Origin of the sequence: Microcoleus sp. Pol7_A1 (assembly GCF_036701085.1) — a bacterium.
In the GTDB taxonomy this organism is placed as follows: Bacteria; Cyanobacteriota; Cyanobacteriia; order Cyanobacteriales; family Microcoleaceae; genus Microcoleus; species Microcoleus asticus.
Genome location: NZ_JAUBQD010000005.1, coordinates 151,561 through 165,468 on the forward strand (window position 1 = coordinate 151,561; position 13,908 = coordinate 165,468).

Consider the following 13,908-nt stretch of genomic DNA (forward strand, 5'->3'; position numbering starts at 1 on the left):
GTATTTAAGAATTATTGCAGTATGTATACTTGCCTTCGGTTTCAAACCTTAGCAAAATTTCTCAGCATTGAGCAAGTACGTATTATTAAACACAGTCCCAAACCCTCACAGAGTGAGAACGCAAAGACTTGCTCTCTACTCTCTATTGCTGCTGTGATTATTTACGCCTTATTCTCTAATTCCATCTGCCAAAACAGTCGCCACAGTTGATTTTTCCGCAAAGGCAAATTAAAACGATAGATCGCCCCATCGGCTAATTTATGCGTACGAAAAATATACACACCCGGAATATCGCCCAAAACACACTCACTTGCTGGGGCATATCCAATTTAATTGTATAATCGGGATGACAGGATTTGAACCTGCGACCCCCTCGTCCCGAACGAGGTGCGCTACCAAGCTGCGCTACATCCCGAAATTAGTCACTAGATTTTAAGCTTATCACATTCAAGTTAAAATTTAGCAACCTCGTATATAATGATTTGTAAAACACTACTCAGGCGGAGACAGACGTGACAGTTAAGCCCCAGTGGTTGCGAGTTAAAGCCCCTCAGTGGGAGCGCGTCGGCAACGTCAAAGAAATTTTGCGCGATTTAGCCCTGAATACGGTTTGCGAAGAGGCTTCGTGTCCGAACATCGGCGAATGCTTCAACGCAGGTACTGCCACATTTTTGATTATGGGCCCGGCTTGTACCCGCGCCTGTCCTTACTGCGACATAGATTTTGAGAAAAAGCCCCAATCTTTAGATCCCACAGAACCCCAAAGATTGGCGCAAGCGGTGCAGCGGCTCAAACTCAACCACGTCGTGATTACCTCTGTCAACCGGGACGATTTGCCGGATGGGGGCGCGTCTCAGTTTGTCGAGTGCATTCAAGCAGTGCGCTGTGCGATGCCCGATACAACTATAGAAGTTTTGATTCCCGACTTGTGCGGCAACTGGCAAGCTTTAGAAATCATTCTCGCAGCCCGCCCAGAGGTACTCAACCACAATACCGAAACCGTAAAGCGACTTTACCGCAAGGTGCGGCCGCAAGGAAAGTACGATCGCACCTTAGAACTATTGCAGCGAAGTCGCGAACTCGCACCTGGGGTTTACACCAAATCCGGCATCATGGTGGGGCTCGGAGAAACAGACGCCGAAATTCGGGAGGCGATGGAAGACTTGCGGGCTGTCGGCTGCGATATTTTAACAGTTGGACAGTACCTGCAACCGACTCAAAAGCACTTGAACGTAGAAAACTTTGTGCCTCCAGAACAGTTTGATGCTTGGAGAAAATTTGGCGAATCTTTGGGATTCTTGCAAGTTGTCGCTTCTCCCTTAACTCGCAGTTCGTATCACGCCGAACAGGTAAGGGAACTGATGAAACTTTACCCGCGCTAAAGTAGGTGGCTACAAATTAACATAACAGTCAGCAGTCAACAGTCAACAGTCAACATCGGGAAGGCGGGTTTTGCAGCCGTCTCCTCCCTGGTATTTGGGATCTTAACTAAACCCGCCTCTACAAGATACTATGGTTTTTTCCGCTGACCTACTTAGCAATTTTAATTGGAGGGTTTTGCAGCCATCTACTCGCTGGTATTTGCGTTCTTAGTTAAACCGACCCCTACAAGATACTGTGGTTTTTTTTCCGCTGGCCTACTTAGCAATTTTAAGTTGAGCGCTGTTGCAGGCCGCGTGCAAAAAAACAGGTTGTTGATGCTGGCGTTCTTGGGTGATGTTAACCCGGAAGCAGCAGCGAACAGCAAAAAAATTATCAGCCGATCGCCCCCTCAAAGTCGCGACTTACGCAAAAGACATTGAGAAACCGGGTTTCTCCCTCAAACTTCTAGATTAAAACCTAGAAGTTTGAGGAAGAAACCCGGTTTTTGAGTCAGCCAATAACTCGGTAATGCCGACTGTACCAACTCTGAAGCTCATATACTGTACTGTAGTGGATTTAACTTCTGCCCTCACTGCTGGGTATTTAATCAAGAGCGCCGAGTTATATAAAGTTTTATTAAAAAAATGGCTAATTTTCCGAAGTGATCGGGAACCAGGTTATCGGTGATGAAGATTAACTTAACTTCTGACTAACGTCACTTGTTTCTAGCCAGTCACTATCTATACTAGCTACATAAACAAAGAAGTACAACATACTTTTCGGGCCTTCAACCTGTTACATCAGAAAGTTCTTAGCGTTTTCCAGAATCTTGGTAAAACAAGTGGGGCAGCAAAAGTTCGATCGAACAACAGCAGAAAAGTCAGGAAAGTTAGTAAAGAAACACAAAGCGGTGATGCTTCGTCTTAACAAAGTGGGCATCATAATTATAAATAGCCGCTAAGCGTAGCATCTTTTCACCCGGAGCAACTGAGAAAATCACTATGCCAGCCACCTCTTTTTACGCTGAAGCTGAATTCGACGAACAACTGCGAGTCAATCCCTTGCAAGGTGATGTGTTGGATGAAGATGCTGAAGAAGCTGGAGACGAACTGCTCGACCAATACCCAGCAGAGACAGAAGATGCAGACCCAGCAGCCAAATTGCAAAAAAATGCCAGCCGTCGCACTACAGATTTAGTGCGCCTGTACCTCCAAGAAATAGGTCGGGTTCGTCTCTTGGGTAGAGACGAAGAAGTCTCGGAAGCTCAAAAAGTTCAGCGCTATATCAAATTGCTGGAATTACGCAACACGGTCGCCTCTCAGGAAGAAGGGCTAATTGGGCGCTTCGTGCATTTAATTGAGGTGCGCGATCGCTTGGCGGCACAGCTAGGACATAAACCTTCCCTGGAACGCTGGGCCTTAACCGCCGGCGTCAGTGACGTGCCAGAACTCAAGCGAATTATGTCCGAAGGCAAGCGCCACTGGGCAGAGTTAGCCGAGATGACGGTCGAGGCGATCGAAAGAATTCAAGCTGAAGGCGTCGAAGCTAAAGACCACATGATTAAGGCGAACCTGCGCCTGGTGGTTTCGGTGGCGAAAAAATATCAAAATCGCGGTTTAGAATTGCTCGATTTAATACAAGAAGGTACTCTCGGACTGGAGCGAGCTGTAGAAAAGTTTGACCCGACGCGGGGCTACCGGTTTAGCACCTATGCCTACTGGTGGATTCGGCAGGGAATTACGCGGGCTATCGCCACTCAAAGCCGCACCATTCGCCTCCCCGTCCACATCACCGAAAAACTTAACAAAATCAAAAAAGCCCAGCGCAAAATTTCTCAAGAAAAAGGTCGGACAGCTACGATCGAAGACATCGCTGTCGAGTTGGACATGACCGCGCCCCAAGTCCGAGAAGTTTTACTGCGAGTCCCCCGGTCTGTTTCTCTGGAAACTAAAGTGGGCAACGAAAAAGATACAGAGTTGGGCGACTTGCTCGAAACCGACTGCGTATCGCCAGAAGAAATGCTGATGCGAGAAGCTCTGCACCGCGACTTGCAGCAACTGCTGGCAGATTTGACCAGCCGCGAGCGAGATGTAATTCTGATGCGGTTTGGTTTGGGTGACGGACACCCCTATTCGCTGGCAGAAATCGGTCGCGCGCTCGACTTGTCCCGCGAGCGAGTCCGCCAAATTGAAGCGAAAGCTTTGCAAAAACTCCGCCAACCCAAGCGCCGCAACCGCGTGCGCGACTATCTGGAGTCTCTGACTTAAATTTGGCTGGCCAGTCAGCGCGATTAATCAGGGAGCGAGGCATTTGGCACTTGTGCAGAAGGCATGAGGCATGAGGCAGAAGTAACAATATTTACTTCTAAACAACTTCTCTGTCCTCTGCAGCAAGTCATAAAGCTTGTTAAAAGTCAAAAAATATCAAAAATCAATTTTTTTCCTGAATCTTTTTTCAATAAGCTGCGATATTTGCAAAATATCTCGATCGTTGTGTATTATTGTCAATAGGCAGACTTTCTTGAGAGGGTCACTATGGCACTTTATACCGCGTCCTCATTCAAATCCGAACTCAATGACAAAGGCTGGCGGATGACTCCCCAACGGGAAACCATCTTGCACGTGTTTCAGAACCTCCCCAAAGGCAATCACCTGAGTGCGGAGGATTTGTACACTTTGTTAAAAAATCGCGGAGAAAACATTAGCTTATCCACCATTTACCGAACTTTAAAGTTAATGGCAAGGATGAGCCTGCTACGCGAACTCGAACTAGCAGAAGGTCACAAACACTATGAAATAAACCAGCCTTACCCGCATCACCACCACCACCTAGTCTGCGTTCAGTGCAACAGAACGATCGAATTTAACAACGATTCGATTTTAAAAATTGGCCTGAAGCAAGCTGAAAAGTCTGGGTTGCACCTGCTAGACTGCCAGCTAACCATTCATACGGTGTGTCACGAAGCTTTGCGGATGGGATGGCCGTCTTTGGTTTCCAGCAATTGGTCTTGTCCGAGGTCGATCGCCCAGCACGGCAGCAGCGCCCCGGATGTAATCGAGTGACAATGCACTATTTTCGCATTTCAAGTACGGCTAGTTACAATTTTTCACAAAAATCGTTAGCTCAAGTGCGATCGCAGTTACGCAGAAACCGGGTTTCTTAAGAAAAATACATCATTTCAGGAATGAGTCGGAAACGAGAAACCCGATTTATTTGATGTAGCGTCCGCAAGCCTGGGGCTAAAAAGTTTGGCTCAACAAATCGTCGCTGCTGACCCCGTAACTGCGCTGAGCTCGATCGAGGGCGTCTCTCGTCGAAACATCGAAAACTCCGCTGATCGAGCCTGTGTAAAAGCCGAGGTCTTGCAGCCGCCTTTGTAATTGCTGAATGCTCGATCGAGAGTTAAAACTGCTGCTAATTGGAACAGCACGAACAGCCACCCGCCCAGGTAATCCATTTTGGAGCGCAGCCAAAGTCGCCGGAGTGGCAATACCCGTCGCCGGTGACAAATTGCGTTCCTGCTGAAACGACAGCACGGCAAACTCGGTCTGAGCTCCAAATAATCCGTTCACCGGGCCGGGGTTTTTGCCCCGACTTCTGAGCGAAGACTGAAGTTGTCGGACAGCAGGCCCAGTATCACCCCGTCGCAGACCAGCAGTGATTTGTGGCACAGGCGCTGCGGCCTGCCTGTTGCCTTGCCGCAAAGCCGATCGAGTGCTGCGATCGACCCTTCCAGTACCGAACAGCCCGCTATCCCTCTGAAAGCGGATCAAAGCTGCCTGAGTTGGTCGATCGAACCAACCGTGAATCTGGCTCCTGTAATAACCCAATTCTTGCAGCCTCCGCTGCACAAATTCTACTTGTCTGCCTCTATCGCCCAACTCCAGAAAATCTTCGGCATTAGTCTGTGGGTCATCTTCCTCAGTCCATGAGGTAATTTCAGCTTGCCTCATCTGGAAATCGATAGCAGTCAAAGTAGCTGTGTCAGCGCAGCCGTCAGAAACCAGATTGTAATCTTGCTGAAAACGAGTCACAGCGTAGAGAGTGCGTTCGCGAAACTTGCCGTCAACCCCGCCTTCAAAATAGCCCAAAGCTTTTAGCTGTCGCTGGATCAAGTCTACCGTCGCCCCTCTGTCCCCGAACCGCAGCCCCTTGCAACCGCCATTTCCCGAAATATCCTCCGGCAGCGTAACGGGGGGAACCGGCCGGGTGGAACCAAACAGTAAAGCTAAAGTTTGCCTGTCGGCAACTCCAGTCACCCGCAGTCGATTAATTCGCTGGAAGTATCTAACCGCATTTTGAGTAACTTCGCGAAAGCTCCCTGTGGGATGCGCGCTGAAGTAGCCTAGTTGCTGCAACCTGCGCTGGAGAGCCGAAACATCTGCACCCGTGTCTCCAAAACGCAGCTCCCGATAATTTGTATAAATAGTTTTAAAAGGTCGATCGTCATCCCCGGCAAAACTGTTGAGTGCTATCACCGTAGCTCGATCGGGCCTGCCAGTCAGCGACAGTTGATAGTCTCGCTGAAAATTAGTCAGAGCTTGTTTAGTAACCGGGCCGAGTTGACCTGTCGAAGATCTGGGAAAATAGCCGAGATCCCGCAACCTGTCTTGAACCGCTCGCAAATTTGGATATCCCGGATCTATTTGAGCAAAAGCCGCACCGGCTGCACTCAAAACCGACAGCATCAAAGCCAGAGACAGCAAACGGAGATAAGTGTGACTGGATAGGTTTTGCCACTTTGGCTCATCAAAAATTTTCGACTCTGCGGGTGCTTCGCAAACAAGAGCAAGTTCGAGGTAGGCGAGGGATTCCATAACTTTTTACTGTGAATGTGAAATTGTGGGTGGGGTTTACGAGCAAACTCAAGCTGAGCTTTGGGCTGCTGTGGATCTATCAAGGCTAAGTTTTACCTGTTTGCACGAAGCACCCGTATTTGAAAAAATTTTACCTTCAAAAATAATTACAGGTAACAACTAAGATAGCATCGCTGTTTATAGAGACGCGAGTGTCACAAAAAAAGTTGGCAGGCATAGTCTTAGCGTTTAATGCCAAAAGACAATAAGTTCTGGGGTAGTGCTGGCTAATATTTTATCTGGCTGCCGCTGAAATTACCACAAGACTTGCGCGCAGGCTGTCATCACCTTAATTTCTTGTCTGGGAAAAAGGCTGAAAGCGCAGGTTTTTTGTTAAGAAACCCGTTTTTTGATGTGGCGAGTGCGTTTAGGAAAGTACCGCTGATTGACCGAAAAAGGAGCCAATAAAAATCCCCACCCTTGCTAGTTGCAAATAGGGCGGGGATTTTATTGGTTAACTGTTCGTAAAAATGGGACATTAACTTAAATTAAGCCGAACCGATCGCAAAGTACAGCTACTCCCGCTGCAAAAACAGTAATGCCGATGGCTACCAGCGGGTTTTGCCCTCTGCTCACCGCAAAAGAGGTAACGACCCCAGCTCCCAGAGCCGCAGTTACAGCAGCACTTGCCAAATCTCGATCCGGACGTTTGTCGTACATATTTTTTATTGTTGGTAGCTGTTAAGCTGAAAACTTACATCTATGCGATCAAAGCTACCATTCTTGCCTCTGCTGGGGTGACAACAGCCTGCGTTTTGCAACTAACCTTAAAATTTTGCTACTTTTCTTAACATACTCTCATTAATAACATAAGTTAATATTATGTATATTAGAGTTTTTCTGTTGATTTTTAGCTCTTAAAACCTTTTGTCCGCTGGGCTTTTATGGAAAATTCAGGATTTTGCAGAGGCGATCGCACCCACAGTCTGTGTGCCTCAAACTGCAATCCCAAATATCGTAAATAAATTTAACTTGACTTGTTGGGATAAATGTGTAATTAGCTATTGGCAACTAGAGACAGGAAAAAACCCGGCGTTAGTGAACAATGTTCACATTGCAATTGCTTCGCTGCCCTCACAATGAGAGAAGTATATTTTTGTCTAAGTCCTATTCGCCCTCAACTTTTTCAGTATTGCCGCCCTTGACCCAACCTTCGCGATTGCCATCTTCAACCCGAATTCGCTGCCACTCTTTATCCGGCGACTCTTCCAAAACCACGACTTTTTCCTTGTAACCAACACCGCCAATGCGGTTCGAGTCTCGGCTACCAGTATCCCGAAGAATTAAGCCGATCGGCTGAGTCACCATCGCTCGGTAAGCTCCCGGTTCCAGCGGTTTCGGAGACGGGGCATCGCTAGATGTAGAAACAGGGCTAGCCTGGGCTGTTGACTGGGGCGCAGCGCCTGCAATCTGAACTGCTGTTTTGTCGTTGGGAAAAACAGGTTTTTCGGGCACAGTAGTTAGCTTAGCGGCAAAGTAAAGTGCAGCCGCCACGCTAGCACCTGCCATCAGGACGATCGCTAGCAGAAAACCCACTAAAAATTTGAAAACGCTATATATACTGTTCATAAAACCGCAAATGAAGGAAGAAGGAAGAAGGAAGAGGGAAGAGGGAAGAAGGTTGAGTGTTGACTGCTGAATGTTGAGTAAAATCTGGTAACTGCCAACTGACAACTGGCTGCTAACTACTGACTACTGACTTCAAAAGCTTAGCCTTGAATCCGGCGACTCAAACTGCCGTATCTAGAAGCAAGGCGAGCTTTCCCAGCAGCGGCCCAATCTTGGAGAAACTGAATTTGTTCTTGAGCCGTTCTGGCTAAAGGCACCATCTGACTAGCTGATTCTAAAATATCATCTGTCGTAAAGTCTCGATTTTGGCTAAATCCAATGTGCATTGCTTCAATCAAAGTTTGCTCGATTTCGGCCCCTGAAAAATCGGGAGTTTCGTAAGCCAAGCGCTCTACATCGTAATTTTTGATGCTGTGCGATCGCAACCGCAACAAATGTACCTCAAAAATCGCCCGCCGTTCCTCCTGGCTGGGCAAACCCACAAAAAATATTTCGTCAAACCTGCCTTTTCTCAGCATTTCTGGCGGCAAAGACTGGATGTTGTTGGCTGTTGCTACCACAAACACCGGTGAAGTTTTTTCTGCCAACCAAGTAATAAAAGTCCCGAACACCCGGCTGGTTGTCCCGGAATCCCCTTTACCGTCCAATCCCCCAAAAGCTTTGTCAATCTCATCAATCCACAGCACGCAAGGCGCCAAAGCTTCCGCTAGCTGAATCATTTGCCTGGTGCGCGATTCCGATTCTCCGACTAAGCCGGCAAACAAGCGCCCGACATCCAACCGCAGCAAAGGCAAATGCCAGTGGTGGGCGATCGCCTTTGCTGTTAATGATTTTCCGGTTCCTTGAATTCCGACTAACAACAAACCTCTCGGATGCGGCAAACCGTATTGGCGGGCTCTATCGGAAAAAGCACCGCCGCGCCGCAGCAGCCATTCTTTGAGATTGTCCAAACCGCCGATATCGGAAATATTTTCGCGGGCTGGGTAAAAATCCAGAATTTGAGTTTGGCGAATTGTTTGGCGCTTTTCTTCTAAAATCAGTTCCGCGTCGTCGGAATGGAGTTCGCCTCTGGTGGCGATCGCCTTTGCCAAAACTCGGCGGATTCGTTCGATAGACAGCCCTTGACAGGAGCGCACTGTTTCGTCCAGCAAACGCCCTTCAATGGCTTGTCCGGTAGCCCCTAATAGCCTTTCTACCTCAATTTTGATTTCCGCCGCCGCAGGCAGGGGAAACTCCAAAACAGTCATCACTTCACTGAGGTCTTCCGGGATCGAAACAATAGGAGATACGATGACAATATTTTTGGGTACAGATTTGAGGAGTCTCGCCAAATTCCGCAGCTTGCGGGAAATCGAGACATCTTCTAAAAACCGCTGAAAATCCCGCAAAATTAAGATTGCAGGGGCGGATGCAGGCAACTTTTCCAGAAATTCCAAAGCTTGCAGGGGGTTGCGCTTGCCAAAACCGGCATCGTTGGGATTGCCTTGGTAGCCGTCCACAAAATCCCAGATGTAGACGGCGCGAGAACCTTGTTTTTTGGCGCATTGGGCGATCGCCACTTCTACGCGCTCTTCTTCCCGTGTGGGAATGTAAATTAGGGGGTAGCGCGATCGCAGCAGCAGTTCAAACTCGTCGCTAAAAATAGTCATTAGTTATTAGTCAACCGACGAAGGCAATTGCCGTTTAAGTGCTGCCAGAGACGCCCAGCGACTGTCTGATGCAGCTTCTGAGCTTTCTATCTCTGGATCGTTTAAACTTATTCCCGGACATTGAGCATCGCATAGCTGTTTGTGTGGCAGTTCCAAACACATTTGCTCGTACACCCAATCGCCCGGAGAGAAATAGCCACCAGGCGACAAATTTTCCACCAAATCTTCTAAAGCAACTTCTATTTCTGCTGAACTTGAATCTGTCTGATTTGCTGTTTCTTCGAGCCAGATTAATTCAGATGAGTTGAGTGCCAAACGGTGATTGTATTGTTTCAAGCATCTGTGGCAGGTGAGAGTAACTATTGTTTCTGCTTTCGCCTTCACCTCAAGATAATTCCCTTGGTGAGTCACTTGCAGTCGTCCCCGCACCGGAGTAAGAGTTTCTAAATCGGGGATAAATTCTTCAAAATCAATGACCTCTTTCCGCTCAGTTTTTGTGAGGAGATGAGGGATATAAATTGTCTCCATAATAATTTCTCGCCGTTTTATTATGCTTGTCTCAATGCAAAAGTCAAAAGTCAAAAGGAATAGCTAATTTTTCGCTTTTTCCTTTTTCCTTTTTCCTTTTTTCTCTTTTTATTGTCAGCGCAGCCGCACTACCAAACGCCGATCTGGTTCTTGTCCTTGACTGTAAGTTTCTATGTCCTCACATTCGCTCAAAAAGCTGTGGACTTGACGGCGTTCTGCCGAAGACAGCGATTTGAGTTCAAATTCAACTCCCGTCGAACGCGCTTGGTCGGCTGCGTACTCTGCCATCGATCGCAATTCCTCTTGGCGGCGGATGCGATAGCCATTGAGTTCAACTGTATAAGGAAGTGACTCCTCTACTTCCTGACCTATATTCTGAACCGTGTTGCAGAGGTACTGAATGGCATCTATTACATTACCGTCAGGCCCGACTAAAATTGCAACTTGTTCTGCTGTCAGATTGCTGTCATCGATTGTCATCCAATAGCAATCTTTTTGTTGTTCGCCTACAACTTTTGACGGAATGGCGGACAGTTGTAACAATTCTTCTAACCATTGCTGTCCGCGCTGCATTTGAGAGTCTTTCATTATTGTTAAAATCAAGCCTTTTTCTTAGAACGCTTGGGCTCAAAGGGAAGTGCATCTAATCCCTGTTCTTTTTGGGTTTTTGCCTCTGCTTCGTCCACTATTTTTTGCAGGTTTTCAGGCAGCGGTTCTCGCGACAAAATAAACGCCTGAACTGTCTGGAAGATGTTAGCAATCAGCATATACATCAACACGCCAGCCGGCAGTGGGAAGAACAAAAACATCCCCGAAAATATGACTGGCGTCAGTTTGTTGACTGTAGCCTGTTGGGGGTTGTCGTTTGGTCCTTGTGCTTGTCCCGAAAGAGTTTGGTTGATATACAAACTGATCCCGAAGCCCAGGATCATCACCAAAATATCCCAGTGGATTGTACCGTCTGAGTCGATCGCGCCAACGCGGCCTAGAGCTTCAATAAACAGAAATCCTTTGTTACTAGCCAATCCGGGGATTGTGCCTTGAACTGTGGCTTCACCGGGCGCTAATGCCGTGATGTTGCCCTGTTCATCTACCTTGACCACTTCTTCACCTTTGATGACTTTCCAGCCAGGTTCAAAGTCGATTTCGCTCTTATTTTCTGCCGCTAACACTTTGAGAGGTTGGCCCTCTGGGGTTTGAAAATTAATCTTGGTTGTGTCGCCGACTGCGAGTTTGTCGCCGCCTGGAATTACGCCCACAACTGGAGCATGAAAAGTACCTGTGACGTAAATATTTTGGGGCGGTGTAGCAAAAGCTTGCGGTTGAACAGTTTCGATTTGTTCTTTCGGCAAAACTTGAACGTTGACGCTGTAATTTATGTCAGAAAACGGCGAACCCCTGAGCGTTGCAAACAGTGCAAACAGCACTGGCATTTGCAGCACCAACGGGAAGCATCCTGCTAGAGGATTGCCAAATTCTTTGTATACTTTGCTCATTTCCTCCTGCTGTTTGGCAGGATTGTCTTTATAGAGTTTTTGAATTTGATCTACTCGCTCTTTCATCAACGGCTGCGCTACTTTCATGCGCCGCATATTGCGAAGAGAGCCTGCGTTGAGAGGATAAAGAGCAAAGCGAATCACCAGCGTCAGTGCTACGATCGCTAAACCGTAGCTTGGCACGATCCCGTAGAAAAAATCTAGGATCGGCAGCATTAGGTTGTTGGAGAGAAACGAGATACCAAAATCCATTCGCTTTGAGTTAATTTAGTTGCTCTATGTTTGCTGTTGAGAACTATTTTTACCCGCTTAACGCGAGCCGCCTCAATTTTCAGGGTTTTGTCTCTATCTTAGGACATGGCCCGTCGATCGACCGCCCGCTAGCGGTTTGTTGTAATGAGTTTGCCAATACTCGCACTGACTTTACCCTGATTTGAGGGCGAAGCGGTTCGGTTATTTAGCTTGGGCCGCGTTTGCTTTTTGAGCTGCTGCGGGCAGTTTTTCGTTAATGTAGTCATACATTGCTCGAAATTTCGGAATAGCCCTGAGTTCCAAGCGACTGCCATTTTTCATGGTCAGCACCATGTCTCCGTAAGTCCCGAAACCGCGAGGTACTGTGACGATTTTGACTATATCTGAGTAGATAACGTCTGTCTGATCGCCCCCCATCCAACCGCTAGTTACAGACACTCGGCGGCTCGTGATCCGATACCGCAGCCACAGAGCCCGGACAATTGCTCCTACTGCGAGGGGGATGCCGACGACTGTCAGCCCTAGGAGTAAGTTGATGATCAAGTCTCCCGGCGCGGGGCCGCCTTCATAATATACTTCCTCTCGAATTCCCATCTAGTACCTCGGCTTCTACCAACAACTGCTCTAATTCTTGCAGAATTTCTGCATAATTGCACTCTTGTGCGATCGGACGCACGACAATTACTAAATCCCACCCGAATTTTAATCGGGGCAATAGTTGTCGCAAAGCTGCCCGAATCTGGCGTTTAATCCGATTGCGGACTACAGCGCGTTTGCTGACTTTCAGGCTGATAGAAATGCCTGTACGAGTGGGCTGCAAGGATTTTTCGGCTGTCGGTTTGGCGAGTTCGGCGCTTTTTGGTTTGCGCAGAGCTCTTAAGCTGAAATGAGCGGAGTTACGGCGCATTCCCTTGCGGTAGACGGCGCTGAAGTCTTTTCGGTGCTTGAGTCGGTTTGTCTCGGGCAACATGGCGTAGGGCGATCGTTGAGGCCTCTCAACCTTGATGCAGTGCTAGACTGCGAGGCGGTGGCGACCTTTGCTGCGGCGGGCTTTGATTACCAATCGACCGGTTGCGGTGCGCATTCTGGCCCGAAAACCTGATGTTCTTTTTCTTTTGCGGCTGGTTCCGTGCAGGGTTTGCTGTGTCATTTTGATTTCTCCGGGCTTGTTACTTTACTTTTGATTAATATTCACAATCTTCTAGTTTACCATACAGTTGTTTTGTTGGCAATAATATTTTTCACAGTTGAGATGTAATGAGAGTAAGAGTGAAGTGGCGGTATTCTTGTATTATATTAAGTATAATACCGAAACTGCGATACAATTATAAGTTAGACAGACAAAATCATCTTCTACTTAAAGTATTGGTATTCCTATTTGCTTTCGCCTTAGATAGCGGTTTAGTTAAGATTGTGAAAAAAGCTCCATTACCGTAATGATAAATTTACCTAAACGTACAGACGCTCAGAGAATTGGTGGAAGTGCTGCTGACCTTCTTAATTCAGTTTTCACTAATTTTTGTATTGTTATTCCTGTTCCACAAGATCGGGATATGGGGATTGATTTCATTTGTGAGCTTATGCAAGGAGAGTACCCAACTGGAAAGTTATTTAACGTTCAATGCAAAGGTACAGAAGAGTCTGAACTCAAAGGCGATTCAATTCGATTTTCTATTGCAGTAACGACTCTTAATTATTGGTTAATCCAGCCAAATCCAACATTTTTAGTTGTAGTCGATCTTCAAACTTGCAGTTTCTATTGGTCTTTTCCCAAGGATTTTCTTAGCTCGCTTAATAAAAACTGGCAAGAACAACAAACGGTTACGATTCCAGTTCCTCTTCAAAATCGTTTTGAGCAAGATGTAGATGCACTGCCTGCTCAATTGGTATCAATAGTTAATATGCAAGCTTCAGCTACTCCTCGGCAGGGCGATTATCTGGGAACATTGAGGCTGGAATTTGACAGGTCATCCTCGCGAGAGAGAATGACTATCAAAGGATTAATGCATTACTACTTAGAAGGTAGTCGAATCGCTAATGCCAAGTGTGGATATGGAAGCCCTGGTTTTCCAGGAGTTACAGTCTATGCACAAACATTCGGTGGTGAAGGATATAGTAAGGAATGAAAATTTAATAACATCAGCGATGTATAATAAATAAATGAGTGAATATGAATAGGTTTATGTTTCGGTAGAG

At 47.1% G+C, this 13,908-nt stretch carries 14 protein-coding genes, 1 tRNA gene and 1 pseudogene; 5 read left to right on the forward strand and 11 right to left on the reverse strand.

Features of this window, described 5'->3' with window-relative positions:
- Positions 1-341: 341 nt before the first annotated feature.
- Positions 342-415, reverse strand: a tRNA-Pro gene (locus QUA20_RS05680).
- Positions 416-506: 91 nt separating this feature from the next.
- On the opposite strand from QUA20_RS05680, the pseudogene lipA reads away from it, so the two are divergent.
- From lipA to QUA20_RS05700, 4 genes and pseudogenes are all read left to right on the forward strand, one after another.
- Positions 507-1,382: pseudogene (lipA, locus tag QUA20_RS05685) on the forward strand (lipoyl synthase); the annotation flags it as partial.
- 273 nt (positions 1,383-1,655) lie between these two features.
- Positions 1,656-1,802, forward strand: coding sequence for a hypothetical protein (locus tag QUA20_RS05690; protein WP_333186293.1), 147 nt, complete (start codon positions 1,656-1,658; stop codon positions 1,800-1,802).
- A 561-nt stretch (positions 1,803-2,363) separates the two neighbouring features.
- Complete coding sequence (sigC, locus tag QUA20_RS05695; protein ID WP_333186295.1) at positions 2,364-3,629, forward strand: RNA polymerase sigma factor SigC; 1,266 nt, start codon at positions 2,364-2,366, stop codon at positions 3,627-3,629.
- A gap of 267 nt (positions 3,630-3,896) precedes the next feature.
- Positions 3,897-4,424, forward strand: coding sequence for a transcriptional repressor (locus tag QUA20_RS05700; RefSeq protein ID WP_333186298.1), 528 nt, complete (start codon positions 3,897-3,899; stop codon positions 4,422-4,424).
- Between the two features lie 177 nt (positions 4,425-4,601).
- Here the strand turns inward: QUA20_RS05700 and QUA20_RS05705 are convergent, their stop codons facing one another.
- The 10 genes from QUA20_RS05705 to rpmH form a co-directional block, all read right to left on the reverse strand.
- Positions 4,602-6,179 carry a peptidoglycan-binding protein gene (locus QUA20_RS05705; RefSeq protein WP_333186301.1) on the reverse strand — a complete coding sequence of 526 codons (1,578 nt, stop codon included), beginning with the start codon at positions 6,177-6,179 and terminating at the stop codon, positions 4,602-4,604.
- A gap of 522 nt (positions 6,180-6,701) precedes the next feature.
- Positions 6,702-6,878 (reverse strand): hypothetical protein, encoded by a 177-nt coding sequence (locus QUA20_RS05710; protein WP_172184385.1) that lies wholly within the window; start codon positions 6,876-6,878, stop codon positions 6,702-6,704.
- A gap of 447 nt (positions 6,879-7,325) precedes the next feature.
- Positions 7,326-7,787 (reverse strand): SH3 domain-containing protein, encoded by a 462-nt coding sequence (locus QUA20_RS05715; protein ID WP_333186304.1) that lies wholly within the window; start codon positions 7,785-7,787, stop codon positions 7,326-7,328.
- Positions 7,788-7,927: 140 nt separating this feature from the next.
- Entirely contained in the window at positions 7,928-9,436 is a 1,509-nt protein-coding gene (locus tag QUA20_RS05720; protein WP_333186306.1) for an AAA family ATPase, read from the reverse strand.
- A 6-nt stretch (positions 9,437-9,442) separates the two neighbouring features.
- A complete protein-coding gene (locus QUA20_RS05725) occupies positions 9,443-9,964 on the reverse strand; it encodes a YceD family protein (protein WP_333186308.1) in 522 nt (173 codons plus the stop codon).
- Between the two features lie 114 nt (positions 9,965-10,078).
- Positions 10,079-10,552 (reverse strand): R3H domain-containing nucleic acid-binding protein, encoded by a 474-nt coding sequence (locus QUA20_RS05730; protein WP_333186311.1) that lies wholly within the window; start codon positions 10,550-10,552, stop codon positions 10,079-10,081.
- Between the two features lie 11 nt (positions 10,553-10,563).
- A complete protein-coding gene (gene yidC, locus QUA20_RS05735) occupies positions 10,564-11,712 on the reverse strand; it encodes a membrane protein insertase YidC (RefSeq protein WP_333186313.1) in 1,149 nt (382 codons plus the stop codon).
- Between the two features lie 201 nt (positions 11,713-11,913).
- Positions 11,914-12,306: a PH domain-containing protein gene (locus QUA20_RS05740; RefSeq protein ID WP_172184373.1), complete on the reverse strand. Its 393-nt coding sequence runs from the start codon at positions 12,304-12,306 to the stop codon at positions 11,914-11,916.
- Positions 12,278-12,682 carry a ribonuclease P protein component gene (rnpA, locus tag QUA20_RS05745; RefSeq protein ID WP_172184371.1) on the reverse strand — a complete coding sequence of 135 codons (405 nt, stop codon included), beginning with the start codon at positions 12,680-12,682 and terminating at the stop codon, positions 12,278-12,280. The genes QUA20_RS05740 and rnpA overlap by 29 nt, the downstream gene beginning before the upstream one ends.
- Before the next feature lie 42 nt (positions 12,683-12,724).
- Positions 12,725-12,862 (reverse strand): 50S ribosomal protein L34, encoded by a 138-nt coding sequence (gene rpmH / locus QUA20_RS05750; RefSeq protein WP_006632320.1) that lies wholly within the window; start codon positions 12,860-12,862, stop codon positions 12,725-12,727.
- Positions 12,863-13,148: 286 nt separating this feature from the next.
- Between rpmH and QUA20_RS05755 the strand changes: the two genes are divergently transcribed.
- Positions 13,149-13,838 carry a DUF4365 domain-containing protein gene (locus tag QUA20_RS05755; RefSeq protein ID WP_333186319.1) on the forward strand — a complete coding sequence of 230 codons (690 nt, stop codon included), beginning with the start codon at positions 13,149-13,151 and terminating at the stop codon, positions 13,836-13,838.
- Positions 13,839-13,908 lie beyond the last annotated feature (70 nt).